The organism is Caballeronia sp. NK8 (genome assembly GCF_018408855.1).
Taxonomy (GTDB): Bacteria; Pseudomonadota; Gammaproteobacteria; order Burkholderiales; family Burkholderiaceae; genus Caballeronia.
Window position 1 is genome coordinate 178,003 of sequence record NZ_AP024325.1, and the last position, 26,704, is coordinate 204,706.

General features: G+C 64.2%; 24 protein-coding genes. 16 read left to right on the forward strand and 8 right to left on the reverse strand.

The genetic code is table 11. The features are described 5' to 3' along the window. Window positions 1–35: 35 nt before the first annotated feature. From pdxA to NK8_RS26425, 3 genes are read right to left on the reverse strand one after another with little or no spacing between them, the layout of a single operon-like run. Window positions 36–1,037: a 4-hydroxythreonine-4-phosphate dehydrogenase PdxA gene (pdxA, locus tag NK8_RS26415; protein WP_061177381.1), complete on the reverse strand. Its 1,002-nt coding sequence runs from the start codon at window positions 1,035–1,037 to the stop codon at window positions 36–38. Beyond that, window positions 1,034–2,317, reverse strand: coding sequence for a four-carbon acid sugar kinase family protein (locus NK8_RS26420; protein WP_213232660.1), 1,284 nt, complete (start codon window positions 2,315–2,317; stop codon window positions 1,034–1,036). The genes pdxA and NK8_RS26420 overlap by 4 nt, the downstream gene beginning before the upstream one ends. Continuing rightward, window positions 2,314–3,312, reverse strand: a complete 999-nt coding sequence (locus NK8_RS26425) for a 2-keto-3-deoxygluconate permease (protein WP_213232661.1) — start codon at window positions 3,310–3,312, stop codon at window positions 2,314–2,316. The genes NK8_RS26420 and NK8_RS26425 overlap by 4 nt, the downstream gene beginning before the upstream one ends. A gap of 251 nt (window positions 3,313–3,563) precedes the next feature. On the opposite strand from NK8_RS26425, the gene NK8_RS26430 reads away from it, so the two are divergent. Continuing rightward, window positions 3,564–4,343, forward strand: coding sequence for a DeoR/GlpR family DNA-binding transcription regulator (locus NK8_RS26430; protein WP_162070140.1), 780 nt, complete (start codon window positions 3,564–3,566; stop codon window positions 4,341–4,343). Here NK8_RS26430 and NK8_RS26435 read toward each other — a convergent pair. Together NK8_RS26435 and NK8_RS26440 are read right to left on the reverse strand one after the other, a co-directional pair. Beyond that, on the reverse strand, window positions 4,324–5,496 hold the full coding sequence (locus NK8_RS26435; RefSeq protein ID WP_213232662.1) for a thiolase family protein: 1,173 nt from the start codon (window positions 5,494–5,496) through the stop codon (window positions 4,324–4,326). The two genes, NK8_RS26430 and NK8_RS26435, sit on opposite strands and share 20 nt — an antisense overlap. Before the next feature lie 33 nt (window positions 5,497–5,529). Next, a complete protein-coding gene (locus tag NK8_RS26440) occupies window positions 5,530–6,831 on the reverse strand; it encodes an MFS transporter (protein ID WP_213232663.1) in 1,302 nt (433 codons plus the stop codon). 203 nt (window positions 6,832–7,034) lie between these two features. On the opposite strand from NK8_RS26440, the gene NK8_RS26445 reads away from it, so the two are divergent. Together NK8_RS26445 and NK8_RS26450 are read left to right on the forward strand one after the other, a co-directional pair. Further along, the gene (locus NK8_RS26445; protein ID WP_213232664.1) at window positions 7,035–7,790 is read left to right on the forward strand and encodes an SDR family NAD(P)-dependent oxidoreductase; all 756 of its coding nucleotides are present in this window, start codon (window positions 7,035–7,037) and stop codon (window positions 7,788–7,790) included. A 15-nt stretch (window positions 7,791–7,805) separates the two neighbouring features. Further along, complete coding sequence (locus NK8_RS26450) at window positions 7,806–8,609, forward strand: enoyl-CoA hydratase/isomerase family protein (RefSeq protein WP_213232665.1); 804 nt, start codon at window positions 7,806–7,808, stop codon at window positions 8,607–8,609. Window positions 8,610–9,273: 664 nt separating this feature from the next. Here NK8_RS26450 and NK8_RS26455 read toward each other — a convergent pair. Continuing rightward, the gene (locus tag NK8_RS26455) at window positions 9,274–10,173 is read right to left on the reverse strand and encodes a LysR substrate-binding domain-containing protein (RefSeq protein ID WP_162070135.1); all 900 of its coding nucleotides are present in this window, start codon (window positions 10,171–10,173) and stop codon (window positions 9,274–9,276) included. Window positions 10,174–10,238: 65 nt separating this feature from the next. Between NK8_RS26455 and NK8_RS26460 the strand changes: the two genes are divergently transcribed. Further along, window positions 10,239–12,170, forward strand: coding sequence for a CoA transferase (locus NK8_RS26460; protein ID WP_213232667.1), 1,932 nt, complete (start codon window positions 10,239–10,241; stop codon window positions 12,168–12,170). Here NK8_RS26460 and NK8_RS26465 read toward each other — a convergent pair. Further along, a complete protein-coding gene (locus NK8_RS26465; protein WP_213232669.1) occupies window positions 12,112–14,607 on the reverse strand; it encodes a PAS domain S-box protein in 2,496 nt (831 codons plus the stop codon). The genes NK8_RS26460 and NK8_RS26465 overlap by 59 nt on opposite strands. Before the next feature lie 193 nt (window positions 14,608–14,800). Here NK8_RS26465 and NK8_RS26470 point away from each other — a divergent pair, with 193 nt between their 5' ends. The 4 genes from NK8_RS26470 to NK8_RS26485 all read left to right on the forward strand — a co-directional run bounded on the left by NK8_RS26470 (window position 14,801) and on the right by NK8_RS26485 (window position 16,886). Further along, window positions 14,801–15,121, forward strand: coding sequence for a DNA-binding transcriptional regulator (locus NK8_RS26470; RefSeq protein ID WP_213232670.1), 321 nt, complete (start codon window positions 14,801–14,803; stop codon window positions 15,119–15,121). Between the two features lie 257 nt (window positions 15,122–15,378). Continuing rightward, window positions 15,379–15,927 carry a PAAR domain-containing protein gene (locus NK8_RS26475; RefSeq protein WP_213232671.1) on the forward strand — a complete coding sequence of 183 codons (549 nt, stop codon included), beginning with the start codon at window positions 15,379–15,381 and terminating at the stop codon, window positions 15,925–15,927. Window positions 15,928–15,930: 3 nt separating this feature from the next. Further along, on the forward strand, window positions 15,931–16,548 hold the full coding sequence (locus tag NK8_RS26480; protein WP_213232672.1) for a type VI secretion system amidase effector protein Tae4: 618 nt from the start codon (window positions 15,931–15,933) through the stop codon (window positions 16,546–16,548). 164 nt (window positions 16,549–16,712) lie between these two features. Continuing rightward, window positions 16,713–16,886: a hypothetical protein gene (locus NK8_RS26485; protein WP_213232673.1), complete on the forward strand. Its 174-nt coding sequence runs from the start codon at window positions 16,713–16,715 to the stop codon at window positions 16,884–16,886. Window positions 16,887–16,914: 28 nt separating this feature from the next. Here NK8_RS26485 and NK8_RS26490 read toward each other — a convergent pair whose 3' ends face one another. Next, window positions 16,915–18,252: a PLP-dependent aminotransferase family protein gene (locus NK8_RS26490; RefSeq protein WP_213232674.1), complete on the reverse strand. Its 1,338-nt coding sequence runs from the start codon at window positions 18,250–18,252 to the stop codon at window positions 16,915–16,917. A gap of 99 nt (window positions 18,253–18,351) precedes the next feature. Between NK8_RS26490 and NK8_RS26495 the strand changes: the two genes are divergently transcribed. From NK8_RS26495 to NK8_RS26530, 8 genes are all read left to right on the forward strand, one after another. Next, the gene (locus tag NK8_RS26495) at window positions 18,352–18,966 is read left to right on the forward strand and encodes a DJ-1/PfpI family protein (RefSeq protein WP_213232675.1); all 615 of its coding nucleotides are present in this window, start codon (window positions 18,352–18,354) and stop codon (window positions 18,964–18,966) included. 197 nt (window positions 18,967–19,163) lie between these two features. After that, a complete protein-coding gene (locus NK8_RS26500; protein WP_225936475.1) occupies window positions 19,164–19,859 on the forward strand; it encodes a GntR family transcriptional regulator in 696 nt (231 codons plus the stop codon). Between the two features lie 38 nt (window positions 19,860–19,897). Further along, complete coding sequence (gene mtnK / locus NK8_RS26505) at window positions 19,898–21,163, forward strand: S-methyl-5-thioribose kinase (RefSeq protein ID WP_213232676.1); 1,266 nt, start codon at window positions 19,898–19,900, stop codon at window positions 21,161–21,163. Window positions 21,164–21,174: 11 nt separating this feature from the next. After that, on the forward strand, window positions 21,175–22,242 hold the full coding sequence (gene mtnA, locus NK8_RS26510) for an S-methyl-5-thioribose-1-phosphate isomerase (protein ID WP_213232677.1): 1,068 nt from the start codon (window positions 21,175–21,177) through the stop codon (window positions 22,240–22,242). Continuing rightward, a complete protein-coding gene (locus tag NK8_RS26515) occupies window positions 22,239–22,910 on the forward strand; it encodes an L-fuculose-phosphate aldolase (RefSeq protein WP_162070126.1) in 672 nt (223 codons plus the stop codon). The genes mtnA and NK8_RS26515 overlap by 4 nt, the downstream gene beginning before the upstream one ends. 50 nt (window positions 22,911–22,960) lie before the next feature. Further along, window positions 22,961–24,073, forward strand: a complete 1,113-nt coding sequence (locus NK8_RS26520; protein WP_213232678.1) for a sugar ABC transporter substrate-binding protein — start codon at window positions 22,961–22,963, stop codon at window positions 24,071–24,073. A gap of 49 nt (window positions 24,074–24,122) precedes the next feature. Next, entirely contained in the window at window positions 24,123–25,667 is a 1,545-nt protein-coding gene (locus NK8_RS26525; RefSeq protein WP_213232679.1) for a sugar ABC transporter ATP-binding protein, read from the forward strand. Continuing rightward, complete coding sequence (locus NK8_RS26530; protein ID WP_162070123.1) at window positions 25,664–26,665, forward strand: ABC transporter permease; 1,002 nt, start codon at window positions 25,664–25,666, stop codon at window positions 26,663–26,665. The genes NK8_RS26525 and NK8_RS26530 overlap by 4 nt, the downstream gene beginning before the upstream one ends. Window positions 26,666–26,704 lie beyond the last annotated feature (39 nt).

Consider the following 26,704-nt stretch of genomic DNA (forward strand, 5'->3'; position numbering starts at 1 on the left):
GCTTCGTGTGGAGCGCCCATTATCGCGCCGCGCGCTCAATGCCGCCGCGTCGCCAGTTCCGCGCCCTGCCGCAGCGCTTCGAGCATGCTGCCTTCGTCGGCGATGCCCTTGCCCGCGATATCGAACGCCGTGCCGTGATCGACCGACGTGCGGATCACGTCCAGCCCGACCGTCACGTTCACGCCCGCTTCGAGGCCGAGCACCTTCACGGGACCATGCCCCTGATCGTGATACATCGCGACGACGAGATCGAAGTCGCCGCGTCCCGCGCGATAGAACAGTGTATCGGCGGGCAGCGGGCCGGTCACGTCGAGGCCGCGTTCCTGCAACACCTTCACGGCGGGGATGATCTTTTCCTCTTCCTCGCCGTAACCGAACAGCCCGTTTTCGCCCGCGTGCGGATTGATCCCGCACACGCCGATGCGCGGCTTCGCGATGCCCGCCTTCACGAGCGTCGCGTTGCCGCGTTCGATCGTGCGTTGCACCAGACCCGGCTCGATCTTGCGGATCGCATCGATGATGCCGATGTGCGTCGTTACGTGAATCACGCGCAGTTGCGGCGCGACGAGCATCATCGACACTTCGTCCACGCCCGTCAGATGCGCGAGCATTTCGGTGTGGCCGGGAAACTTGTGGCCGCCCGCGTGCAGCGCTTCCTTGTTGAGCGGCGCGGTGCAGATCGCATCGATCTGACCGGCCTGCGCGAGTTCGACCGCGCGGGCGATGTAGCGGTACGCCGCGTCGCCCGCGATAGCGGAAAGCTCGCCGAAGGGCAGATCGTCGGGAATCAGGCCGAGGTCGATGCAGTCGATCACGCCCGGTTCATAACGCGCCTCGCTCGCATCCTTGACGGGGCGCACGCGCGCCTTGCCGCCGACGAGTTCGTTCGCGCGCTCGAGACGGCGCGCATCGCCGATCACGAGCGGGCGGCATTGCTGGTAGACCGCATCGTGCGCGAGGCTCTTGACGACGACTTCTGGGCCTACGCCGCTCGCGTCGCCCATCGTGATGCCGATTACGGGGAGAGTGTTGCTCATGATGTTTCGCCTGTGATGTTCATGTCCTGACGCGCGCGGGGAAATTCCGCGCCGCGCAGATGCAGGTAAGCGCCGAGCAGCGCGTGTTCGCTGCCGAACGCGCCTGCCTTGGTGACGATCGAAGGGCCCATGCCGTTCGATGGCCGGCCGAGCGCGACGCCCGCTTCGATTTCGCGCACGAGTTCGAGGCTGCCGACGTTCGCCGCCGCGAGCATCGCGCGCGCGGTTTCGCCGCCGGTCGCGATGAGCCCGCCGAGCCGGTCGAAGTGCGGCGCGACGAGCGCCGCGAGCGCGTTCGACAGCCGCGCGCCTTCTGCCGGATCGAAGGCCTCGTCACGGCCGATACGCACGATCGCGTCTTGCTTGCCGCGCACGCACGCGCCGATGCGTTCATGCCACGCCTGCCAGTGCGGATGACGCGCGCCGTCGCGCAACACGGCGGGCGGCACGATCATTTCGCCGATGCCCGTTTCGGCGCGCAGCAGCGCGCATTGACGCTCGGAGATGGCGGAGAGGCTGCCGACGAGCGCGAGAATCGGGCCTTGCGCCGGCTCGATCGAACGCGTTGCGCGTGCGGCGGCGCTCGCGTCGAAGAGATCGGGCAGGGCGGCCAGTTCGCGCGCGAGTCCGCCCGAGCCGACCCAGAAAAACTGTTCGTCGATGGATGCCGTGACGCGCGCGAGCAACGCGAGGTCGTCGTTGGTTTCTGCATCGACGATGATCGCGTCGACGCCATGCGCGCTCGCCGCCGCCGACGCGACCATCGCGGCGATATCCTGCGGCGCGGCGCGCAGCGCATCGAGCGAAACATGCGCGACGCGCAGGCCGACCATGTCGAGCATCGCGCGCAAATCCGCGTTCTGCCCGGCGTGTTCGAGTTGCCACGTTTCGGTGTCTTCGAGCGGCACGCCGCGCACGATCACGCGGCCGTCGCGCACGGTGCGGCCCGTCGCGGGAAACGCCGGCGTGACGATCGCCGGTCCCGCGAGCTTCGTCAGCGCCGCGACTTCGGCGCTCCAGTTGCCGCGCAAGGTCGAATCGATCTTCTTGTAGAGACGCCGGCCCGGCGCACGCAAGGCCTGCCACGCGCTCGCCGTGCGCTTGGCGGCGTCGGCGGGCGAGAGGCGGCGCGTGTCGGTGTCGGCGGCGATCACCGTCGCGTTGGCATCCGATGCATTCGAATCGAGCGATACGACGGTCCTGAGGCCCGCCGCCGCGAACGCGATCGCGCAATCGGCCGCGCCCGACAGATCGTCGGCGACGATCAGCAGACTCTTCATTGCGTGGCCTCGCGTGTTCTGGACGATGCGCGTGCCGCTTCACGCGCGTTCACCCGTTTTGCGATCGACGCTGTCAGGATCGGCGAGACGATCGCCGTCACGACCACGCACGCCGCGACCAGCAATGTCGCCGATTTCGCCGCTTCGGTGTAGACCGGATTGGCCGCCGCGATCAGCGCCGGGACCGCCGCTGCGTTGCCCGCGGTGTTCGCCGCCGCCGCGCCCGCGACGCCCGTGCCGCCCGTCAGACGATCCGCGAAGTAGAGCGGAATGCCCGTCACGATCACGACCGCGAAACCCAGCCCGATGCCGAGCAGGCCCGCTTGCCAGACCTTGTGCAGATCGAGGCTCGCGCCGAGCGCCAGCGCGAAGAACGGAATCATCACCGGCACTGCGCGGCCGAGAAAGTCTCGCATCTCGCGATCCAGATTGCCGAGCAGCATGCCGACCGCGAGCGGCAGAATGCTGCCGACGAGCGTAGGCCACGGAAACGCGGAGAGGCCCGCGACGCCGAGCGTGACCATCGTCAGGAACGGGCCCGATTCGAGCGACATGATCGTGTACGCGCCCACGTCTTCCGAGCGTCCGTACTGGCCCATCAGCGCCATGTACAGGCCGCCGTTGGTGTCGTTCATCGCGGCCACGACGGCGAGCGTCGAAATGCCGGCGAACAGTCCCGAGGAGATCGGCTGCTCGCCGAGAAAGTGGCCGAGCACGACGCCCGCGATGATCGCCGTGCCGACCTTCGTCACGAACAGCGCGCCGCCTTTTCTGATGAGATACGGCGTCGCCTTCACGTCGATGCTCGCGCCCATGCACACGTAGAACACCGCCAGAATCGGCAGCGCGCCGGTGAAGAGTGCGTTGGTGAACGAGCCGAAAAACTTCGGCATGCCGGGCATGAACGTCGCGATCAGCGAGCCGATCAGCAGCGGGACGATCATCATCCCGCCGGGGACGCGCTCGACGGCGCGCTTGATGTGGATCTGAGCCATGCGAGTCTCCAGAGTGGTTTCTGTCCGATCCGATCATAAATTGATTGAATCGATCAAACCGGAGTGTAGTCTTCCGTCGTACTTTGCGCAAATCGCTCGGTATACGTGTTTACTCTGATCGATGTCGATCATTTTGCCTGTTCGAATGATTGAAACGATCAATTGTGAGCGTTTGGGTCAAAGACAGCGCGAGCATTCGACGGACCCGGCCGGTTCGCTACACTGAGCGTCCTCGCCAGAAAGGAATAAGGATGAAAGTCGAGAAACGCCGCGAAGCCATGCTCAAGGCCGTGCTGTCCGGCATGAACGATGTCGCTGCGCTATGCGACCACTTCGGCATGTCGGAAGCCACGGTGCGGCGCGACCTGCGCGCGCTCGCCGACGAGCGGCGCATCGTGCGCACGTATGGCGGCGCGGCGTCGGTGGGCATGCACGAGCCGGAAGAATCGCTCGATACGCGGCGCGAGAGTTTTCGCGAGCAGAAGGAAGCGATCGCGCGCGCCGCCGCGCGGCACGTGCAGGACGGCGACACGATCTTCCTCGACGGCGGCACGACGACCGCCGCGCTCGCGCGCTGCCTCGCCGGTCGTTCGGAAGTTCACGTCGTGACGAACAATCTGCTCGCGGTGAGCGTGCTCGCGGCGGCGGACGTGCGCGTGACGCTGATCGGCGGCGACGTGCGGCCGTCGAGCATGAGCACGCTCGGGCCGATCGCGCAGGTGGCGCTCACGCGCGTCACCTTCGACAAGGCGTTTCTCGGCGCGGACGGCGTCGTCGCGGGGCGCGGGCTGTGCGAGGCCACGGCGGAGCAGGCGTTTCTGAAGGAATGCATCGTGGGGCAGGCGGCGGGCGTGTTCGTGCTGGTCACGTCGAACAAGCTGGAGCGCGCGAACCAGCAGCACTGGACGCCGCTGGAGCGCAACTGGACGCTCGTCACCGATGCGATGGCCGAAGCGCCGGTGCTCGCGCGCTTCGAGGAGCGGGGGAATGTGACGGTGGAATGCGCCGAGCTTACGTCGAAAGAATCGTGACCAGCGCGACGGCCGAATCGCCCGCGAGCTGACCGCCGTTGTTTTCCGCGAGCGCGACTTTCGCGCCGGGCCGCTGCCGCGCGCCGGCCTTGCCGCGCAACTGCTGCGTCAGCTCGACGATCTGCGCGACGCCCGTCGCGCCGACCGGATGCCCGCGCGACAGCAAGCCGCCGCTCGGATTCACGGAAATCCTTCCGCCGATGTCCGTATCGCCCGAACGGATCAGCCTGGGCGCATCGCCGGGCGCGCACAGGCCGAGGTTTTCGTAGTGAATCAGCTCGGCAGGCGCGGAGGCATCGTGCAATTCGACGACATGCACGTCCTCCGGTCCGATGCCCGCTTCCTCGTACGCTTCACGCGCCGCGCGCACCGCGACGAGTTCGCCCGAGCCATCCGCTTTCGCCGACACGATCGAGCTCGCGCGGATATACACCGGGCGAATGTCGTGCTTCGCCGCGAAGTCCTCGGAGCAGATGAACACGGCCGCGCCGCCATCGCCGATCGACGAGCACATGAAAAGCGTCAGCGGATCGCTGACCATGCGGCTCGTCAGCACTTCCTCGACACTCGTTTCCTTGCGGAACTGCGCGTGCGGATTGAGCGATCCCGCATGCCGGCTCTTCACGACGACGCGCGCGAAATCGCTCGCCTCGGCGCCGGTCTTTTCCATCCACTTGCGCGCCTTCGCGGCATACAGGTCCATGAAAAGCGAGCCGGTTCCGGTCGTCACGCCTTCGGGCAGCGGCTCTTCGAGATCGACGGCCTTCGCGAATGCGCCGAACGACACGGCCTTGTCCTCGTGCGACAGCTTTTCCACGCCGACGACCAGCGCCGTCTCCGCCTGACCCGACGCCACCGCGAGCCGCGCGAGATTCAACGCCGAACTGCCGGACGCGCAGGCGTTCTCGACGTTGAACATGGGTTTGCCGTCGAGGCCGGTGTTACGCAGCGACGACTGCGCGCGAATCATTTCCTGTCCGGTGACGACGCCCGCCGCCGCGTTGCCGAAAAAGACGCGGTCGACGTCGTTCACGGTCACGTGCGCGTCCTTCAGCGCGAGCGACACTGCTTCCTCCGCGAGCGACTTCAGATTGCGTTCGAGAAACTTGCCGAAGGGCGTCATGCCGACGCCGCCGATCACTACTTTGCGCATGGTTGTCTCCATTGCATGTAAAAGAAGAAAGTCTCAGTCGAGCGTCTTGCCGCGCGTTTCCGGCATGCGCGCATAGACGATGCAGCTCGCGGCGCACACGGCGGCCACGTAGATCCAGAGGTATTGCGAGAGACCGGCGCTGTTCATCGCGGTGACGATGGTCGGCAGCGTGCCGCCGAAGAGCGCAGCCGAAATCGCGTAGGGCAGCGCGACGCCCGTCGCCCGCACATGCGCGGGGAACTGCTCGGCCATGACCGTTGCGCAGGTCGCGGCGAACCCGGACGAAAGCAGCATGCCGATGGTGACGATGACCGTCGCGCTCCAGTAATCGTTGTTGAGAAAGTGCAGCGCGGGATAAGCGAAAAGCGCGGAGCCTGCGGCGAACGCGATCAGCACCGGCTTGCGTCCGATGCGGTCCGACAGCATGCCGAGCAGCGGAATTGCCACGAGCGACACGACGATGGACACCACGCTGGCGCTGAACGCATCGCGCAACGGCAGGCCGCGCATGTGAGCGAGCGTCGGGAACATCACGAGCCACAGATAGATGCAGAGATTGCCCGCCATCGCGATGCCGATCACACGGAGCGCCGCGCGGCGATGCTCACGCACGATCGTGATGAACGGATGCCGCGTGTGCTGACGCGCCGACGCGCTGCGTTTGAATGCATCGGTTTCGGCGACGGCCAGGCGAAACCACAGCGCGACGAAGCCCATCAATCCGGCGATCGTGAACGCGACGCGCCAGCCCCACGCGGCCATCGCGGGCGCATCGATCATCGACGTGAGCAGCGCGCCGATCGATGCCGCCACCAGCACGCCCGCGTTCACCGCGAAGTGCTGCCACGATCCCGCGAAGCCGCGCCGCGCGGGCGACGCCGACTCCATCAGGAACGTCGATGCCGAGCCGAACTCGCCGCCCGCCGCGAAGCCCTGCACGAGCCGCGCGGCGACGAGCACGAGCGGCGCCGCGACGCCGATGGACGCATACGCCGGACACGCCGCGATGACGAGCGAGCTGCCCGCCATCAGCGCGACGGACAGCGCGAGGCCGTTCTTGCGGCCGTGGCGGTCGGCATAGGCGCCGAGCAGCGCGCCGCCGATGGGCCGCATCACGAAGCCGACCGCGAACACGGCGAAAGTCGCGAGCAGCGCGATGCTGGCGTTGTTCGCCGGGAAGAACTGCCGCGAGAACAGCGACGCGAACGTCGCATAGATGATCCAGTCCGTGAACTCGACGATGGTGCCGAGCGTCGCCGCGACGATGGCTTTTTTCTGCGTGCGGCTGAGTGGCGTCGCGGCGGGTTCCGCGAGGTTGGGAAGCGTGGTGTCCATGATGTCGTCTCCGTGTGTGTTCGTGATGGACGCATCGTAGGTTCGGCTTTTCGCGCGCTCAAACGACTTTTTCTGCGTTCTCGATTGACTTCTGATCAATCGAAACCGCGCGCACAAAAACTCAATCGATGCCGCAAAAAATGTCGTTTGAGCGGACGTGACGAGGCGGCCTAGCATCGGGGCATTCGTTCAAGGAGACAGCAATGAATGCTTCATCAACGGAAGTCGCGATCGTCACGGGCGGCGCGAAGGGCATTGGATTCGGCATCGCGCAGATGCTTGCACGCGACGGCCGCCGCATCGCACTCTTCGATCTCGATCGCGGGGCGCTCGACGAAGCCGCGACACGGCTCGCCGCATCCGGCGCGGACGTGATCGCGCTCGCCGTCGATGTGACCCAAAGCGAATCGGTGAATCGCGCGGTCGAGGCAGTGATCGAGCGCTACGGACGTATCGACGTGCTCGTGAACAACGCGGGCATCGTGCGCGACAAGCGCATCACGCGCATGAGCGATGACGACTGGGACGCCGTCATCGACGTGAATCTCAAGTCGCAGTTTCTGTGCTGCCGCGCGGTGCTTGCGCATATGAGCGCGGCGAAGCACGGGCGCATCGTGAACATCTCGTCGCGGGCGTGGCTTGGCGGCGTGGGGCAGGCGAACTATTCGGCGGCGAAGGGCGGCGTGGTGAGTCTCACGCGCAGTCTCGCGCTCGAATGGGCGAAGGACGGCGTGACGGTGAACGCGGTCGCGCCGGGCATCGTCGATACGCCGCTCTTTCAGGCCTTCGATCCCGAGCTTCAGGAGAAGCTGAAGAAGTCGGTGCCGGTGCAGCGTATCGGCACGCCGGAGGATATCGCGCAGGCGGTGTGCTTTTTCGCGCGGCGCGAGGCGTCGTACATCACCGGGCAGACGCTCTATGTGTGCGGCGGGCGCTCGCTTGCGTCGCCGAGCGTCTGAGTCGCGGAGAAGATCATGACCATTCGCTACAGCGTGACCGATTACGTCGCCGTCGTGACACTCGATCGGCCCGAAGCGCTCAACGCGCTCGATATCGACACGCTCGTTGAACTGCGTTCGCGTCTTTCCGAAGCACGCGATGACGACGATGTTCGCGTGATCGTCATCACCGGCGCGGGCGCGAAGTCGTTTTGCGTCGGCGCGGATTTGAAGCGCACGTTGCCGCCCTCGACATCGTTCGGGTCGTCGTTCGTGAAGTCGCTCGATCGTGCGGGTGCTGAAGGCATTTACGTGCGTTTGATGGAGCTGAGTTCGTTGCGCATCTTCAAGCCGATGATCGCTGCGATCAATGGTTATTGCCTGGGCGGCGGCCTGGAGCTTGCGCTGCAATGCGATCTGCGCATCGCGTCGAAGGGCGCGGTGTTTGGGTTGCCGGAAGCGGTCGTCGCGAGCATTCCCGCTGTGTGCGGCATTCAGGCGCTGCAGCGCGCGGTGCCCTCCGCCATCGCGATGAAGATGCTGCTCACTGGCGGCAGGATCGATGCGGAGTATGCACATCGCGTTGGTTTGATATCCGATGTCGCGGAGCCCGAAGCGTTGATGGACGAGGCGATGAAACTCGCGCGAGCGATCGCGGCGAACGGGCCGCTTGCGGTGCAGATGATCAAGAAAGTCATCGAGACGAGCGCGAATGTGCCACTTGCGCAGGCGCTTGAATTTACCGAGCTGGCCTGGGGGGCGATGCGGGAATCGGAGGATCGGGTGGAGGGCCGCAAGGCGTTTGCGGAGAAACGTGTTCCTCGGTATCGAGGGCGTTAGGTTTTTTTGGGGCTTCTATGGATGGCCTGTGAGCGTGTTGGTCTATTGGCGTTGCCCCTGTGCGGGGCGGCAGTCACTTTCTTTGCTGCTGCAAAGAAAGTAACCAAAGAAAGCAGCTTGAGACGCCCGCGGTCACACGCAATTTGGGTGTTCTTCTCGTTGATCGTGGGCTCAGTAGTGAGTGCCCTCGTAGGCCTAACCGGGCGTGGACCGCGCACGGTCTGACGAGCTAGAACGTATAGCGTGCTGGTTCAGCACGAAAGAGCTTCGGCACAGCGCTACGCGCTGCCGTTGGGTTTTGCCAGGGAAACCATTGGTATGGATACCTTGATATGGAAGCACACGCAGACCCGATGTACCCATCGGCCGCGCAGCGGGCCGGAGCCATTTTGTGCTGAACCAGCCACGCACGCGGCGCGATGTGGCAGACCGTGCGCGGTCCAAGCCCGAGGTGGCCTATGAGGGCACTCGCTACAGAGGCCACGAGCGAGGAGAAGGACACCCAAATTGCGTGTGACCGCGGGCGTATCGAGCTGCTTTCTTTGGTTACTTTCTTTGCAGCAGCAAAGAAAGTGACCCCCGCCCCGGGGAGGGGCAGTGCTAATAGACCGACACGAAATCAGGATTCCACGAAAGCACAAGCAAAATGCCCATAGCAACCACATCACCCCGAAGCTTCGCCGGTAGAGAGCAACCACGTCCGAAACGCTGCGAATTCCGCACTCGAAAGATGCTCAGGCGGATAGATCAAGTAATAAGTGAACGCCCCGAGATCGAGCACGAAGGAAAACGGCATGACGAGCGTGCCCGCGCTCAACTGATCCGCAACGAGTACGCGCTGCGCCATCGCGATGCCATGCCCTTGCGTCGCCGCGAAATACGCAAGGATCGAGCTCTCGTAGCTCAGCCCGCCCAGTGGATTCACGCCCTGCACCCCGGCCGCGTCGAGCCACTTCGCCCAGTCCTCGCGACGCGCGAGCGAATGCAGCAGCGGCACGTTGCGCAATGCTTCAGGCGATGCATCGCCGAGTTCAGGATGCGCGCGCAAAAAACCGGGGCTGCACACCGGCACGAGCTCGTTCGGCACGAGCCGGTCGAAGCCGAGATCGGAGGAAGGCGCGTGCGAAAGACGAATCGCGGCATCGACGTCTTCGGTGTTGAAGTCGACCGGTTGCAGCGACGTGGTCAAACTCACTTCGATATCCGGATGGTCGCGATGAAACGTCGAGAGACGCGGCAGCAGCCAGTTCATCGAAAACGTGGTGTACGCGCGAATCTTCAGCGTGCGGCGCTTGCGGGCCTCGGTGAGATTGACGGTCGCGGTGCGCAAGGTGTCGAAGCTGCGGATCACGTCGGCGAGATAGCGCGAGCCCATCGGCGTCAATGTGATCGCGCGATGCCCGCGTTCAAAAAGGAGCACGCCGAGCTGGTCTTCCAGCAGCTTGATCTGGCGGCTGACGGCGGCGGGCGTGACGTTCAGCTCATCGGCGGCGAGCTGGATGCTGAGCAGACGCCCGCAGACTTCGAAGGCGCGCAGCGCGTTGAGTGACGGAAGGGTTCGCATCGGACGATGGTAGCAACGCGGGCGCGGGCGCGCCAGCCGTGCAGATACGAAGGAAGGAGACGAAAATGCTGGAAGGTTTGCGAGTATTGGCCTGCGGCGCGCGCGACGCGGTGAAGCTGTGCGCGACGCTGCTCGAACGGGCGGGCGCCAAAGTCGATTCCGCCGCGACAGACGGCGCGAATTACGAGGTCATCGTCGTATCGTCGGATATGGACAGCGCGCAGTGGAAGGCATCGGGCGCGCATATCGTGTGCGATATCACCGCGACCGGCGCGCAGGACTCGCGCTCGGGCACGCCCTGGACCGACGCGCAAATCCAGGCGATGAGCGGCCTCATGGACACGACCGGCTTCGCCAACGGCGCGCCGGTGCGGATCGGCATTGCGTTCGCGGAGATATCGGCGGCGCTCTATGCGGCGTCGGCCATCGCGTCGGCGGTGCGCGTCAAGCGCCAGCGCGGCATCGTCCAGAACATCGACGTGACGCTGATGGGCTGCGCGGCCAGCGCGCTCACGACCTTCCTGCCCGCCGCCTTCGCGCGCCGCACGGCCGCCCGCGTGGGCAACCGCCATCCGGCGTGCGCGCCGTGGAACGCGTACCGCACGCGCGACGGCTGGATCCTCATCTGCACGAGCACCGAGGAACAGTGGCGCAAGCTCAGACAGGAAGCGCGCGTGCCGCAAATGGACGACGCGCGTTTCGCGACGCTCGCCGCTCGCGTGCGTCATGTCGATGAACTCGACGCGCTCATCGAAACCTGGACGACGACGCTCGCCACCGACGATTGCACGCGCCTGTGCGAGCGCATCGGCGTGGCGGCGGGACCGATCGTCGGCATCGCGGAGTTGCACGGCGAGCCGAATTTCCGTTTGCGTCACGCGCAGGCAGCGCGCGCGATCGAAGCGAACGGCATCGACGCGCACACGTATCGGCAGGTTTCGATATTCGAAACGTTCGCGTTGAGCGAAGCGCGTGGCGTCGCGAAGACCCACGCGCGCAAAAGCGACGATCAAGCCGCGCCGCTCGCGGGCGTGAAGGTGATCGAAATAGGCCAGTACACGACCGCGCCGCTCGTCGGCAAGCATCTCGCCGCGCTCGGGGCGCAAGTCGTGAAGATCGAGCCGCCTGACGGTGAAGTCGCGCGTTCGTGGCAGCCGGGGCAGGGCGGCACGAGCTATTTCTTCGCGCTCAACAACACCGACAAGCAGACGATCGCGCTCGATCTCAAGCACGAAGCCGATCGCGCCCATCTGCGCGCGCTGCTGAAAGACGCCGACGTGCTCGTCGAAAACCTGCGCCCCGGCGCGCTCGCGAAGCTCGGCTTCACGCGCGAGACGCTCGGCGCGATCAATCCGCGTCTCGTCTATTGTTCGATATCGGGTTTCGGCATCGCGTCGGCGTATCCGTCGCGGCCGGCGTTCGATACCGTCATTCAGGCGATGGGCGGCCTCATGGACCTCACGAAAAGCGACGGCGCGCCGGTCAAGATCGGCGCATCGGGCGCGGACATTCTCGGCGGCCAGGCGGCGCTGTTCGCGATCGTCGCGCGCCTGGCATCGCCTGCGGACCAAGGCACGTTCATCGAGATTTCGATGCAGGACGTCGCCGCGTGGTGCGCGCTGTTCGCGGCGGGCCAGGACGCGCCGCGCGGCGAGGCGCACGCCTGTCTGGACGGCCATGTGTGGATCGAAGGCGAAGTGTCCGACGCCGAGCGCGCACGCTGCATCACGTTGCCTAAAGCGGCGGCGGCAGCGAGCATCGCGGGCGCCGTGGCGGTGCTGCGCGTGGACGAACTGCTCGAAGACCGCGACTTCCTCGCGGACGTTCTCTCCGCCGCGCGCGATGCGAACGGCGCGTTCTGGCCGGTGTTGAAGGTGCCTTATCGGCTGAGCAGAACGCCCGCCAGCGTGCGTGCGGTGCCCGGCGCGCCCGAACCCGTCAGACGCGCCCCGCCAGCGCCAGCACGCGCTCCAGTTCCGGAAGATCGACCGGTTTGACGAGATGCGCGTCGAAGCCGGCGGCGCGCGTGCGGGCCATGTCTTCGTCGGAACCGAGGCCGGTCATCGCCGCGACGATCACGCGCTTCCGGTCGTCGCGCATGCGGCGGATCACGTCGAAGCCGGTCATGCCGGGCATCGACAGATCCAGCAGCACGACCTGCGGCCGCGACGCCTCGAATGAATCGAGCGCGCCGGGGCCATCGTAGACGGCGCGCGCGTGGTGACCGAGCATGTCGACGAGCAGCGTCATGCTGTCGGCGGAATCGCGGTTGTCGTCGACCACCAGCACGTCGAGCGCACGCGTCACGGCGGCGGACGGCGGCGCATCCGCCGCTGCGCCGCGCGCGGGCGCTTCGGCGAGCGGCAGCCACAGCGAGAACACGCTGCCCTGTCCCGCGCCGCCGCTCTTCGCCTCGACATGTCCGCCGTGCAGCTCCGTGATCGCGCGCACCAGCGTGAGGCCGATGCCGAGACCGCCTTCGTCGAGATGCGCGCCCGGCGGATGCTCCTGCACGAACAGATCGAACACCATGCCGAGCGCTTCGGGAGAGATGCCGCGGCCCTGATCGGTCACGCGCACGAGCACCGAGCCGCCGCGCGGGCCCACTTCGAGCGTGATGGTCGAATCGGGCGGGCTGAACTTCGAGGCGTTGTTGAGCAGATTGTTGAGCGCCTGCACGAGCCGCGTCGAATCGCCGTTGACGAAGAGCGGCTGGCCGCCGTCCTGCACGTCGATGCGCTGCCCGCGCTCGTCGCACAAGGGCTGGCTCGCTTCGACGCTCAGATGCACGACATCCGCGATATCGACGATGCCGGTGGCGAGACGTATCTTGCCCGAGCTCACGCGCCCGGCGTCGAGCAGATCGTCGACGAGCTTGGTCAGATGCGCGAGCTGGCGATCGACGATCTGGCGGCTGTGGATCACGTCGGCGTCGTCGGAGGATTTCAGCTTCAGGATGCTCACCGCGTTGCGGATCGGCGCGAGCGGATTGCGCAACTCGTGGCCGAGCAGCGCGAGAAACTCGTTCATGCGGCGGCTCGACGCTTCCAGTTCTTCGAGGCGCCGCCGCGCGGTCATGTCGCGCGTGATCCTGACGAAGCTTTGCGCGCCGCCGGTCGGATTCGGCAGCGCGCTCAGGATCACGTGCGCCCAGAACTCGGAGCCGTCCTTGCGCACCTGCCAGTCCTCGTGCTCGACGCGGCCGCTTTGAGCCGCGCGCGCGAGATCGTCGCCGGGGCGGTCGCGGCCGTGTTCGTCGGAGGTGTAGAAGAGCGCGACGTGCCGGCCGATCGCTTCATGCGCCGCGAAGCCGTAGATGGCATGCGCGCCTTCGTTCCACGAGCGCACGTAGCCGTTCTGGTCGAGCATGCAGATCGCGTAATCGCTCACCGAGTCGATGAGCAGGCGCAGGCGCTCGTTCGCCTCGGTCGCGGCGCGCCGGTCGGTGATGTCGTGCACGAAACACGCGAACTGGCGCTGGCCCTCGTACCAGACTTCGCTGATCGTCAGCTCGGCCGCGAACTCGCTGCCGTCGCGGCGCAGCGCGGGCAACTCGACGCGCTGGTTGATCATGCGCGCCTCGCCGGTCGCGAGATAGCGCGTGAGCCCGGCGCGATGCGCGTCGCGCAGGCGCTCGGGCACGATGAACGACGCCAGCTCGCGCCTCGCCACGTCCTGCTGCTTCCAGCCGAACAGCAGCGTCGCGGCCTCGTTCCATTCGACGACCATGCCGGCCTCGTCCATCGATACGAACGCGACGTGCGCGTTGTCGAGCACGGTCTGACGGCGGCGCATGGCGTCGGCGAGCTTCTTTTCGAATTCGATCCGCAGCGACGACTCGACCGACAGAGTCGCGGCGACGCTCGCGTTCTCCTTCAGAAGCGCACGATTTTCCTGCCCGATCTGCTCGCGCGCGATGGTTTCGGCGATGCACGCGCAGAACGCATCGAGAATGCTGATATCCGCTTGCCCGAAGTGATCGACTTCGCCGGAAATGAGCTTCAGCACCGCGACCGAGCGGCCTTCGTAGATCACGGGCGCGACGACCATCGACACCGCGCCGACGGCCGCGCACGCAGCGCGATCCACGCGATGGTCGGTCGCCGAATTGCGGCAGATGAGCGGCTGCTGGCGCGTGATGCACAGGCCGGACAGGCTGCCGGACGTGGGCAGCCGCACGCCGGTGTGCACCGCCGCCGCGCCGCTCGCCGCGCGATAGACGAGTTCCTCGCCCTCGATCCATTCGACCACGGCGGACGCGACGCCGGCGACTTCACGAAGGGTGTCAGTGACTTTCTGCAGATAGTCGGGGAGCGGAAGCCGTGAATGGGCGAGGCTGGCGAAGGTGGCGAACCACCGCTGGAAGTGCGCCTGACGCTTGTGCTCCGCCTTGTTTCGCTGGTCCGGCGTCGACGCCTCGTATTGAGTCCGCATGGGCCATTTCCGATTGATGGATCGCGAGGGTGGGTTGGTGCGATCGATGATGGGTTCAATTGGAACACAAATGCGGGGGCAATCGTTTGCACGGGGAAATTCGAAGCTTTTGTTCTATACCACCAAGTGGTATAGTATTGGAGTATTCACGATTCATCCGTAGATGCAGAAATCGACTACCAGGGTATTTGCAATGTCCAAGACGCGGTTCAGAAGCGATGCGTCGGAAGCAACTCACAGCGCTGCTTCCGGTCTGCATCGTGCAAAGGTCATCGACAAAAAAACCATGCGTGAGTACGACGATCTCTGCATTGAAAAGGCACCCGAATTCGGTGCGAAGGAAATCGTTCGCATCCGGAAAGGCGTGAACGTCAGTCAAAGCGTGTTCGCCTTGTACCTGAACACGACGGCGTCCACCGTCCGACAGTGGGAACAGGGCGACAAGAAACCCAGCGGGATCGCGGCTCGTATGCTGCAACTCGTGCAGAAAAACGGTCTGGCGATTTTCGGTTGATGTCGTCAGGTCAAGACAGACAAGGTCGCGATATTCGCGGCCTTTTTTCATGGTTGCACCGCTCGATACGAATACCCGCCACTGCCTGCACCAATTGCGTCAAAGTTTGTTGATTTGACGCTTCGTTTCTGGCTTCTTGTTGCGCTTCTCTGATGCATTCGTATGCTGGCAAAACGACTCAATCGGATTGCACATTTTCGGGATGTGAGATACATGTCAAAAAGCAAGCATAACGAATCAGATTGCGGAGGCCGAACATGATGCGGCGATTCGCAGTTGTTGGAGACAAGCTGAGTAACAACGGAGAGATATGCGATTACAAAGGGGCGTTTTTTCTGTTGGGTGGGCGTCAAGCAGCACTCATCAACGGGGCGGCATACTGCCCAGTCTGCCAGACAACAGGCTATATCGCCAAGGAAGGCGGACCGCGCCGCATGACCATAGGGGCAAGCGAGATAGCTCTGGAATACGACGTCGTCGTATGTGGCTGCCCGGAGTATCCGCGTATCTTCGCCAGGCTCGCGGGAGAGGCGTGGTATGACGATCTGGCCGAAAGTCTCGGAGTGATCGGTGCCGAAAGCGCGGCGCCTGCCCGCGCTTTTTCAGTTCGGGATTTCGACGAGCAAGTGCGTGCTGCTGGCGCATCGGAAGGATATCCGTATTTCATCGAAATCGCTGATGGTCGGAAATTCTCCGGCCGCATCGAGTATGGCGGTGTGCTACCGCGCATCATGACCGGTGCGAACGCCGGCAACTACATCGTGTATTGGGGCGACGATGCCCTTGCGAAAGCCGACGGGAATTGACAGATGCCGAATAAGCCGACCGCAGTGCGCACCAATTCCACCCCGGATTCAGTCAAGGTTGTGCAACTAAGAGTCGTGACGTTTCATGAATTATGGAATAACTATCCGTCTGGAAACCCGTACGACAACCCCAATTACCGGGACCAGTGCGCGATTCGCTTGAGCGTCACGTTGCACCGTGTTGGCATCGAGATGAAATCGTTTTCGTCGAGGCTGGTGAAACCGGCGTCGGGACAGCCGTCGATTGGGAGAATCCTTCTGGAAGGCAAGGCGACTGCCACGCGCGCGGATGAACTGGGCGAATGGCTCAAGCTTCAGCCGTTTGCCGGGCTTCCGAAAGCCCAGGATATAACGGGTTCGGACTGGGAGTCGAGGGTCAAAGGTAAAACTGGAATCATCCAATTCTCGCGATACTGGGCACGCGAAGGTGAATCGACCGCCGATGCGAGCGGAGGACACATCGATCTATGGAACGGCTCGCGACTCACAATCAGCAGCGGCCCGGATGCAATTGCGACAATCAGCCGGTACTTTGGCCGTCAGTCGCTCTTTCCCGGCACAAACTTTGGCTGGTCCGATTTGCGTAACTCGAAGCAGATACTTTTCTGGGAAATCAAATGATCCGTCGAGCCTTATGGACGATCGTCTGCGGGATCCTTGGACTACTCAGCGTATTTACTTGGGCATCTATCGACGAGCGCCTGTGCAGGGTGTACCCGACGCTCTGTGTGCCGCGCGCTGGTGAATGTGGAGGTGGGCTTGATGCATGTCCTGTCGACACACAAATGCTCCTCGATCTCGGCGCCTATGTACTGTTTCCCTTCCTCTTCTTTGCGGCTATCGGTTTTATTCTCAGCGGGCGCAAGCGTCGAATCTCGACGTGGTTGATGTATCTCGTGCTGGCTATCGGTCTGCATTGGGCGCTTACGTTCCTTGGTGTGCGGGTACTGCGGATTTAGCGCGTCGCGGCCTTCAAGATTGCACCACTCAATACGCATACCGCCCCACCACCTCCGCCACCGTTCCCAACGCTTCCCTCAACGTCCCTACGTCCACCGATCCCAACGCCAGCCGCAACGCATGCGGCACAGGCGTTGCGGTGCAAAACGGTTCGGCCGTCGATACAGAAATCCGCTCGTCCATCAGCGCAGCCGCGATGCGGTCCGCGCGGACTTCCTCGGGCATCGGCAGCCACACGAAGTACGACGCCGGGTGCGCCACGCGTTTCAGGCGTCCCAACGCGCGACTCGCGATGACCTGCCGCATCGACGCATCCGCGCGCTTCTCCGCTTCGAGCCGCTCGACCGTGCCATCGTCGAGCCAGCCGCACGCGATCGCCGTCATCACGCCAGGCGTGTTCCACGTCGTCACCCTGATGGCGCGTTCGATCTTCGGCACCCATTCCAGCGGCGCGGCGACATAGCCGACGCGCAATCCCGTCGCGACATTCTTCGAAAAGCCCGACACGTACACCGTCACTTCAGGCGCGATCGCGGCGAAGGGCGGCGGCGCATCGTCGGCGAGAAAGGCATACGCGGCATCCTCGATGATGAAGAGGCCATGCTTGCGCGCGAGCGACGCCAGTTGCCTGCGTCGCGTCGCCGTCATGACCCAGCCGAGCGGATTGTGCAGCGTCGGCATCGTGTAGATCGCGCGCACGCGCCGGCGCTTGCATAGCGCATCGAGCGCATCGGGATCGAGGCCCGCGCCCGCTGCCGGCAAAGGCGCGAGTTCGAGCCGATGCGCCTGCGCCAGCAGCTTGAAGCCGGGATAGGTCAGCGTGTCCACGGCGACCACATCGCCGGGTTTCAGAAGCGCCATCACGGTCGTCGCGAGGCCGTGTTGCGCGCCATCGACGAGCATGACGCGATCCGCGCTCACATCGAGCCCACGGCGCAACAGATGGCGCGCGACCGTCGCCCGGTCGCGCGCGCGTCCGCCGTGCGGCTGATAGCGCAGCAGCGCTTCGAGATCGCCCGCCGATGACAACTGCCGCAACGCAGCGCGCAGCAGCTCCGCCTGGCCGGCCAGCGCGGGATAGTTGAAGTTGAGATCGACCATGTCCGCGGCAATGGCGACCTGATCTATGCCGAGCTCACGCGCCAGCGTCGTTTCCTTCACGAAGGTGCCGCGTCCCGTTTCGCCGCTGACGAGTCCCATCGCGTTCAGTTCCGTATAGACGCGCGTCGCCGTCACGATGCCGAGTCCCTCGCGCGCGGCCAGTTCCCGATGTGTCGGCAGACGAGTGCCCGGCTTGAGCCGGCCGGAACGGATATCCTCGACGAAGCGGTCGACGATCTGCTTGTAGCGCGGCGGTTTGGGCATGAGCGGAGGTATCGGATGTATCCATGACAATCATTTGATTGTATTTGTTTTGAGCCTTAGCATGCGCCTACGTGATTCATGCGCTGAAAGGAGATCATCATGCACATCGCCATTCTCACCTTCGAGGGCTTCAACGAACTGGATTCGCTGATCGCGCTCGGCATTCTCAATCGCGTGAAAAAGCCGGACTGGAAGGTGTCGATCGCGTGTGCATCGCAGGAAGTGCGGTCGATGAATGGCGTCGTCCTGAAGGCGCAAGCGACGCTCGAAGACGCCGCGAACGCCGATGCCGTGATCGTCGGCAGCGGCATGCTGACGCGCGAAGTCGTCGCCGATGCGGCACTGATGGCGCGCATCAGGCTCGATCCCGCACGCCAGTTGCTGGCCGCGCAATGCTCGGGCACGCTCATCCTCGCAAAGCTCGGTTTGCTTCGGGACGTTCCCGCCTGCACGGACCTGACGACGAAGCCGTGGGTCGAGGAAGCGGGCGTGCAGACGCTCGATCAACCGTTCGTCGCGAACGGCAACGTGGCCACGGCGGGCGGATGTCTCGCGTCGCAGTATCTGGCGGCATGGGTGATCGCGCGGCTCGAAGGCGTCGAGGCGGCGCGCAGCGCAATGCATTACGTCGCGCCGGTCGGCGAGAAGGAGATCTACGTCGAGCGCGCGATGAAAAATATTGCACCCTTTCTCGACGTGGCCATGCTCGCATGACAGCGAAAAATCGTGCACTGCAAAGCCTGTCACGCCGCGCGTGACGGGCGTTTTCTTGCTGCAACCGCGTAACGAAAACGTGGCCTCTAAAGCATTAAACGCTTCGGGAAAGTCCTTAGAGAAACATCAGACGTCTGATGTATATTTCAGGGACTGTCATCCGAGAGACCCTCATGCGCCTGAGCGTCGAGCGATCGATGAGCGACAAGATCCAGGAGTCGCTCCTCACCATGATCCGCGAGCGCAAGCTCAAGCCCGGCGACCAGATTCCCACTGAAATAGAGCTTTGCGAGCTGCTAGGCGTTGGCCGGTCCAGCTTGCGCGAAGCCGTCGCGCAGATGATCTCGCATGGCTTGCTGTCGCGTCAGCAGGGCAAGGGCACCTTCATCAGACAAATTTCGCTGACGCTGCACGGCGGGCTCGATGATCTGATGTCGGTGACGGACATGATTCGCAGTGTGGGTGCGGTGCCTTCGACGAGCCGCATGCAGATGGAGCACGTCGCGGCTTCGGAGAGCCTCGCGGAAAAGCTCGCCATCGAGCCTGGCGCGCCTTGCGTGAGGATCGAGCGCGTGCGGCGCGCGAACGACGCCATCGCCGCGTATTGCATCGACACGATTCCGCAGCGCGTGTTCGATGCCGCCGAGGGCGAACTGGGCGAATCGCTCTTCGGCATGTTCGCGCGCACCGGGCGTCGCTTGTCGCATACGCATACGTCGATACAGCCGACCATTCTCACGCCGCGCGATCTGCCGGAACTGGGCGACGGTTTCGGTCTGTTTCTGCTGCTGGACGAAGTGGATTTCGATCAGAGCGGCGAGCCGCTTTGCTATAGCAACGACTACTACAACACGAGCATCTTCAAGTTCGATCTGGTGCGCAAGCGTCGCTGACAGGACGTGCGTTCCGTCGCTCATCGGAGGAGACACCGATGGAGTTTGAAGCTTTCACCGCGCAGGAACTCGCCGCCTATCTAGGCGGCGTGCCCGACGTGCGCGCGCTGCTGGGCAACCCGGATGATCTCGAAGTCGCCGAAGTCGGCGACGGCAATCTGAACTACGTGTACTTCGTGACCAATGCGAAGGCGCGCGAACGCAGTGTCGTGGTCAAGCAGGCGCCGCCGTTTCTGCGGCTCGTCGGCAAGGCGTGGCCGCTTTCGTGTCAGCGCATGGAACACGAAGTCGCCGCGCTGCGGCGCTTCGGCGCGCTGTGCCCGCAACATGTGCCCAAGGTCTATCACGCCGACAGCAAGCGCTTTCTGATGGTGATGCAGCACCTCGCGTCGCATCGCATCCTGCGGCAAGGTCTGATCGACGGCATGACCTATCCGCGCCTCGCGGATCATCTTTCGACTTATCTCGCGCACACGCTGTTCTACGGCTCCGATCTGTTTCTCGCGCCCGACATCAAGAAGCAGGCCGCGAGCGCGGCGGTCAATGCCGAGCTGTGCAAGATCACCGAAGACCTCGTTTTTACGTTTCCGTTCGAGGATCATCCGTCGAACGTGTATAGCCCCGCTTTGCCGAAGGCCGCGATCGAGCGGCTCAGAACGCACGAACCATTGCGCCTCGCGGCGGCAGACATGAAGTGGGCCTTCATGAATCACGCCGAGACCTTGTTGCACGGCGACCTGCATACCGGTTCGATCATGGTCAACGAAGACGAGACGTTCGTGATCGATCCGGAGTTTGCGTTCTATGGACCGATGGGCTTCGATGTCGGCGCGGTGATCGCGAATCTGTTGCTCGCGTATTTTTCTCGCGACTGGCACGGGCGCATCGACGGCCGCGATCCCGTTGCGTATCAGGAATGGCTGCTCGAACAGATGACGCGCATCTGGACCGGCTTCAGCGCGCGGTTTCTCGAACTGTGGCGCGATCACGAGAACCGCAGCAAGCGCCGCTTCATCGGCGGCGAGGCGGAAAGCGGCGCGCTCACGGCGTATCGCGCGCATTTCATGCGGCGTCTGCTGGCCGATACCTTCGGTTTCGCGGGCTGCAAGATGATTCGCCGCATCGTCGGCATGGCCAAGGTCGCGGAGATCACGCGCATCGCGGATGCCGACGCGCGCGCACGCATCGAAGTGCGTTGTCTACGATGCGCGGAAGCCTTGCTCGTCGGGCGCGCATCGCTCGGCGATATCGAACAGGTGGCGCTGCTCGCCCGCGACATTCAACGCGACACCGCGACGATGTGACAGGAGACCTCATGGCTTCACGCACGCTTCCCCCGACGATCGAATGGCGCGACGGCGACCTGCTGCTGCTCGATCAGACGCGCTTGCCGCATGAGATCGTGGTGGAGAACATCGCCGATGTGCAGGCGGTGTGGCGCGCCATTCGCGAGCTGCGCGTGCGTGGCGCGCCCGCGATCGGCGTCGCGGCGGCGTATGGGCTATGCATCGCGATGCGCGGATCGACGGCACTGCCCATCGCGCAGTTTCGTGCGGAACTCGCACGGCATGCCGACTACATCGAAACGGCGCGGCCCACGGCGGTCAACCTGAGCTGGGGCGTGCGACGCATGCTGCGTCATTCACGCGATATCGACGCCAGCGATGCCGCGACGCTCTACGCAGCGCTCGTCGACGAAGCCACGCGAATACACGAAGAGGATCGCGCGTTGTGCGAAGGCATCGGCGAGCACGGCATGCCGCTCATCACCGAAGGCTGCGGCGTGCTCACGCATTGCAATGCGGGCGCGCTCGCGACGACGGGCCTCGGCACCGCCACCGCGCCGATCTATGCGGCGCATCGCGCGGGCATCGCGTTCCGGGTCTATGCCGACGAAACGCGGCCGCTTTTGCAAGGCGCGCGGCTGACGGCGTTCGAATTGCAGCAGGCGGGGGTCGATGTCACGCTCATCATCGATAGCGCGGCTGCATCGATCATGTCGCAAGGGCTCGTGGATGTCGTCATCGTCGGGACGGATCGCGTCGCCGCGAATGGCGACTTCGCCAACAAGATCGGGACGCTCGGGGTCGCCATCGCCGCGCATCATTACGGCATACCGTTCTATGTCGCATGTCCTTCATCGACGCTGGATTTGCAGACGCCGGGCGGCGAGCGCATCGAAATCGAAGAGCGCGACGCGGAAGAAGTAACGCATCTCGCCGGACGGCGCATCGCGCCGGACGCGATGAAGGCGCGCAATCCCGCCTTCGATGTGACGCCGCATGCGCTCGTCAGCGGCTTCATCACGGAGCGCGGCATCGTGCGCGCGCCGTTCGAGCGCTCGCTGAGAAGTCTGTTCGCCGCAGAGGGGAGCGCCGCATGATCGCGGCCGATGAAAGCGCGCTGCGCCGCGCGATCGTCGAGACGTCGCTCGAAATGGAGCGGCTCGGCATCAATCAGGGCACCTCGGGCAACGTGAGCGCGCGGTATCGGGACGGCTTGCTCATTACGCCGAGCGGCACGAGCGCGCGTGAACTCGATGAGAAGCATATCGTGTGGCTGCCGCTCGACATCAGCGACGACGCGGAGCTTTTGCGCATCGAACGGCCATCGTCGGAATGGCGCATTCATCGCGACATCCTGCGCGCACGCGCCGATGTCGACGCGGTCGTGCACACGCATTCGATCGCAGCGACCGCGCTCGCCATTCATGGCCGCGATATTCCCGCGCTGCACTACATGGTCGCGGCGGCGGGCGGCAAGTCGATACGCTGCGCGCCTTATGCCGTGTTCGGCAGCCAGCAATTATCCGATCACGCGCTCGCCGCGCTCGCCGATCGTCGCGCGTGTCTGCTCGCGCATCATGGCGTGATCGCGCTCGGCGCGAATCTCGCGCGCGCCGTGTGGCTCGCGCATGAAGTGGAAGTGCTCGCGAAGCAGTATCTGCTTGCACTGCAGATCGGCGCACCGCCCTTGCTTTCCGATCAACAGATGGATGAAGTGCTGGAGAAGTTCAAGACTTACGGCAGGCGCAACGAAGAGGATCGATAAGACTCACCGCAACGAAATTCGCTTTGAACATGCGTACAACGGAGACAGTCATGGCCTGGAGCACGACAAGATTCGACAGTTGGGGAACGTTCGGCAAGTCAACGAGCGCCGTATTGCTGTGCGCGGCAGCCGCGTTGAGCGGATGTTCGAAGAGCGACAACTCGTCGTCGACGAGCAGTACGAGTTCGGCGGCGAGCGCGAGCGCACCCGCCAGCGCGCCGGCGAGCGCGCCCGCCACCGCGGCGGGCGGCAAGCCCAAGATCGGCTTCTCGATCGCCACGTTGAACAACGCCTTTTTCGTCGGCCTGAAAGCGGGCGTCGAGCGCGGTTCGAAGGATCAGGGCTTCGAGCTCGTGCAGACCAACGCGAACGGCGACGCGCAGCAACAGGTCAACGATGCGATCAATCTGTTGAGCCAGGGCGTGACCGCGCTCGTGCTCAATCCGATCGATTCGAAGGCGATCATTCCCGCCGTCGAAAAGGCCAACTCGATGAACATCCCGGTTTTCACGCTCGATCGCGGCTCGGATGGCGGCAAGGTGACGTCGTTCGTCGCGTCGGACAATGTCGCGCTCGGGCAGACAGGGGCGAAGTGGATCGCCGAGCAACTGAAGAAGCGCTATGGCGAGGAGAAAGGCAACGTCGTCGATCTGATCGGTCTGGTCGGCACGACGGCCGCGACGGACCGCGAAAAGGGCTTTAGCGAAGAGATCGCGAAGTATCCGAACATCAAGGTCGTCGCCCGTCAGGAAGGCGCGTTCGATCAGGAGAAGTCGCTCAACGCAATGACCAGCATCCTGCAGAAATACCCGCAGATCGATGCCGTGTTCGGCGCGAACGACGACAACACCGTGGGCGCGGAAAAGGCCATCGACAATGCGGGCCGCTACAAGCCGCTCGGCGACAAGGAGCATATTCTCGTGATCGGCGCCGACGGCACCGCGCAGGCGCTGTCCGCGATCCGCGCGGGCAAGCAGGACGCGACGATCTCGCAGAACCCGATCCAGATGGCGGCGAAGTCGTTGCAGTTCATCGCGGACTACAACGCGAAGAAGGACGTGCCCGCGAACTACGCGTGGCCGACGATGCTCATCGACAAGTCGAACATCGATTCGGATGAAGTGAAGAAATACGGCCTGTGGTCCGAGGAAGTGAAGCAGTAAGGGCAACCGGCGGCCGCGCGTTTCCCGAAACGCGCGGCCCGCACACGGAATGCACGACATGAAAGTGGAAACCGAAGCGCACGCGCGTACGGCCACGCACGCCGAAGCGCCGCTATTGCGCATGCAGGGCATCGTCAAGAGCTTTCCCGGCGTGAAGGCGCTGCGCGGCGTGAGTCTCGACCTGCGCGCGGGTCATGTGATGGCGATCGTCGGCGAGAACGGCGCGGGCAAGTCGTCACTCGTGAAGGTGCTGTCGGGCGCGTATGAACCCGACGAAGGCACCATCGAGATCGACGGCATGCCGCTCGCGCGCGGCACCCATGCAGCGATCGATGCGGGCGTCGCCGTCATCTATCAGGAGCTGTCGCTCATCAACGACATGACGGTCGCGGAGAACCTGTTCCTCGGCCGCATGCCTGCGCGCCAGGGCTTCGTGCGCATGCGCGAGGCCAACACGATGGCGCGCGAAGCGCTGGCACGCGTCGGCCTGGACAACGTGCCGCCGTGGATGCGGCTCGGCGATCTGCCGTTGAACCAGCGGCAACTCGTCGAAGTGGCGAAGGGGATCGCGCGCGATGCGCGCATCCTCGTGATGGACGAGCCGACCGCCGCGCTGCAAAGCCACGATATCGCCAATCTGTATGCGGTGGTGCGGCGGCTGCGCGCGGAAGGCATGGGCATCATCTTCATCTCGCATCATCTGGAAGAGGTGTTCGAGCTTGCCGATTCCGCCGTCGTGATGCGCGATGGCGCGACCGTCGGCGCGCGTCCGATGGCCGAATGGACCGAAGCCGATCTCGTGCAGGCGATGGTCGCGCGCAACCTCGAATCGTTCTATCCGTGGGAACCGCGCGAGTATGGTCACGTCGTGCTCGAAGTGCGCAGTCTTGCGAGTGCGCCGCTGTTGCGCAACGCGAGCTTTTCGGTGCGCGCGGGCGAGATCGTCGGGATTGCGGGCATCGCGGGCGCGGGTCGCACGGAGTTGCTGAAGACTATCTTTGGCGCGCTGCCCGTGACGGGCGGCGAGATCCTCGTGCGCGGCAGGAAGGTCAGCAATCATTCGCCGACGCAAGGCGTGCGTCACGGGCTCGTCTATACGTCCGAGGACCGCAAGCTCGAAGGGCTCGTGCTGGAGGCGAACATCGAGGAGAACATCGCGCTGTCTAGCCTGAAGGCGCTCGCGAGCGGCGGTTTCGTGAGCCGCGCGAAGAAGCGCAAACTTGCGCAGGAAGCGAGCGCGCGCTTCGGCGTGCGTGCTTCGTCGGTGTTGCAGATGACAGGCACGCTTTCGGGCGGCAATCAGCAGAAGGTGATTCTGGGCCGCGCGACGGCGACGAGTCCTGTGGTCATCATGCTCGATGAACCGACGCGCGGCATCGACGTGGGCGCGAAGTCCGAGATCTACGCGCACATGGTGACGATGGCGCGCGCGGGCGCGGCGGTCGTCATGGTGAGTTCGGAGTTGCCGGAGTTGCTCGGCATGTCGGATCGCGTGCTGGTGATGTATCGCGGCAGCATCGTGACCGAGATTGCGCGCGACAAGGCGAATTCGGAAACGGTCATTCAGTGGGCAACGACAGGAGCAGGCGCATGACCTCCACGGCAGCCAATCGTTCGGATACGGAGGCGCTGTCGCGCCGTGTGATCCGTCAGTTGAGGAGCGGCATCGGGCCGTTGTTCGCGGCGCTCGTCATCATCTGTATTGCATTGTCGATCGCCTCGCCCGAGTTTCTTACGACGAGCACGCTCACCAACATCATGGTGCAGGTGTCCGTGGTGGGAATCGCGGCGGTGGGCGGCACGTTCGTCATCATCACATCGGGGATCGACTTGTCGGTTGGATCGCTCGTGGCGCTGAGCGGCATGGTCGCCGCGACTGTGATGGCGGGGTCGAGTCCCGGCGCGGTTGGTTTGGGCGTGACGGGGTTATGCGTGGCGCTCGCAGTCGGCGCGGTTGCGGGCGCGCTCAACGGGTTCGTGGTGTCGTGGTTGAGGCTCGTGCCTTTCATCGTCACGCTGGCGGCGATGGCCATGGCGCGAGGCCTCACGCTCGCCATTTCCGATGGCCGTACCAAGTTCGATTTTCCCAACGCGTTCACATTTTTCGGTGCGAAGACTGTTGCGGGTTTGCCTATGCCGATGATCGTGATGCTCGTGGTTTTCGTCGTCGGGCACGTGTTGCTGCGCAAGACGACGTTTGGGCATCAGGTGTTCGCCGTTGGCGGGAACCAGGAGGCGGCGCGGTTGGCGGGGATTCCGGTTCGGCGCGTCGTGTTTTTTACCTACATGCTGGCGGGGGTGACAGCGGCGATCGCTGGCATTGTGCTTGCCGGGCGGTTGAATTCGGCTTTGCCTTCGGCGGCTAATGGGCTCGAGTTGCAGGTTATCGCGGCTATTGTGATCGGGGGGACTTCGCTTGCTGGCGGGCGAGGGTCGATTGTTGGCACCTTCATCGGGGTCGTGCTCATCGGGGTGATCAATGTCGGGCTTTCGTTGCTCGGCGTGAATCCGTTCTGGACGCAGTTCATTCAAGGTGGGGTTATTTTTGCTGCCGTTTTGCTTGATGCGCTCAGTCAGCGCAAGAAGGTTTGAGGTTTCTTTCGCCGGATCCCGTATTGGTGTCGGTTTATT

Excerpts from the sequence above, each read along its gene's own strand:
- NK8_RS26530 (WP_162070123.1), top strand. The coding sequence starts at position 25,664 with ATGACCTCCACGGCAGCCAATCGTTCGGATACGGAGGCGCTGTCGCGC.
- NK8_RS26480 (WP_213232672.1), top strand. The coding sequence starts at position 15,931 with ATGCCGAATAAGCCGACCGCAGTGCGCACCAATTCCACCCCGGATTCA.
- NK8_RS26520 (WP_213232678.1), top strand. The coding sequence starts at position 22,961 with ATGGCCTGGAGCACGACAAGATTCGACAGTTGGGGAACGTTCGGCAAG.
- NK8_RS26485 (WP_213232673.1), top strand. The coding sequence starts at position 16,713 with ATGCTCCTCGATCTCGGCGCCTATGTACTGTTTCCCTTCCTCTTCTTT.
- NK8_RS26460 (WP_213232667.1), top strand. The coding sequence starts at position 10,239 with ATGCTGGAAGGTTTGCGAGTATTGGCCTGCGGCGCGCGCGACGCGGTG.
- NK8_RS26475 (WP_213232671.1), top strand. The coding sequence starts at position 15,379 with ATGATGCGGCGATTCGCAGTTGTTGGAGACAAGCTGAGTAACAACGGA.
- NK8_RS26470 (WP_213232670.1), top strand. The coding sequence starts at position 14,801 with ATGTCCAAGACGCGGTTCAGAAGCGATGCGTCGGAAGCAACTCACAGC.
- NK8_RS26435 (WP_213232662.1), bottom strand. The coding sequence starts at position 5,496 with ATGCGCAAAGTAGTGATCGGCGGCGTCGGCATGACGCCCTTCGGCAAG.
- NK8_RS26455 (WP_162070135.1), bottom strand. The coding sequence starts at position 10,173 with ATGCGAACCCTTCCGTCACTCAACGCGCTGCGCGCCTTCGAAGTCTGC.
- NK8_RS26440 (WP_213232663.1), bottom strand. The coding sequence starts at position 6,831 with ATGGACACCACGCTTCCCAACCTCGCGGAACCCGCCGCGACGCCACTC.
- mtnK (WP_213232676.1), top strand. The coding sequence starts at position 19,898 with ATGGAGTTTGAAGCTTTCACCGCGCAGGAACTCGCCGCCTATCTAGGC.
- NK8_RS26495 (WP_213232675.1), top strand. The coding sequence starts at position 18,352 with ATGCACATCGCCATTCTCACCTTCGAGGGCTTCAACGAACTGGATTCG.
- NK8_RS26515 (WP_162070126.1), top strand. The coding sequence starts at position 22,239 with ATGATCGCGGCCGATGAAAGCGCGCTGCGCCGCGCGATCGTCGAGACG.
- NK8_RS26450 (WP_213232665.1), top strand. The coding sequence starts at position 7,806 with ATGACCATTCGCTACAGCGTGACCGATTACGTCGCCGTCGTGACACTC.
- NK8_RS26425 (WP_213232661.1), bottom strand. The coding sequence starts at position 3,312 with ATGGCTCAGATCCACATCAAGCGCGCCGTCGAGCGCGTCCCCGGCGGG.
- NK8_RS26430 (WP_162070140.1), top strand. The coding sequence starts at position 3,564 with ATGAAAGTCGAGAAACGCCGCGAAGCCATGCTCAAGGCCGTGCTGTCC.
- NK8_RS26445 (WP_213232664.1), top strand. The coding sequence starts at position 7,035 with ATGAATGCTTCATCAACGGAAGTCGCGATCGTCACGGGCGGCGCGAAG.
- NK8_RS26490 (WP_213232674.1), bottom strand. The coding sequence starts at position 18,252 with ATGCCCAAACCGCCGCGCTACAAGCAGATCGTCGACCGCTTCGTCGAG.
- NK8_RS26420 (WP_213232660.1), bottom strand. The coding sequence starts at position 2,317 with ATGAAGAGTCTGCTGATCGTCGCCGACGATCTGTCGGGCGCGGCCGAT.
- mtnA (WP_213232677.1), top strand. The coding sequence starts at position 21,175 with ATGGCTTCACGCACGCTTCCCCCGACGATCGAATGGCGCGACGGCGAC.
- NK8_RS26465 (WP_213232669.1), bottom strand. The coding sequence starts at position 14,607 with ATGCGGACTCAATACGAGGCGTCGACGCCGGACCAGCGAAACAAGGCG.
- NK8_RS26525 (WP_213232679.1), top strand. The coding sequence starts at position 24,123 with ATGCACGACATGAAAGTGGAAACCGAAGCGCACGCGCGTACGGCCACG.
- NK8_RS26500 (WP_225936475.1), top strand. The coding sequence starts at position 19,164 with ATGAGCGACAAGATCCAGGAGTCGCTCCTCACCATGATCCGCGAGCGC.
- pdxA (WP_061177381.1), bottom strand. The coding sequence starts at position 1,037 with ATGAGCAACACTCTCCCCGTAATCGGCATCACGATGGGCGACGCGAGC.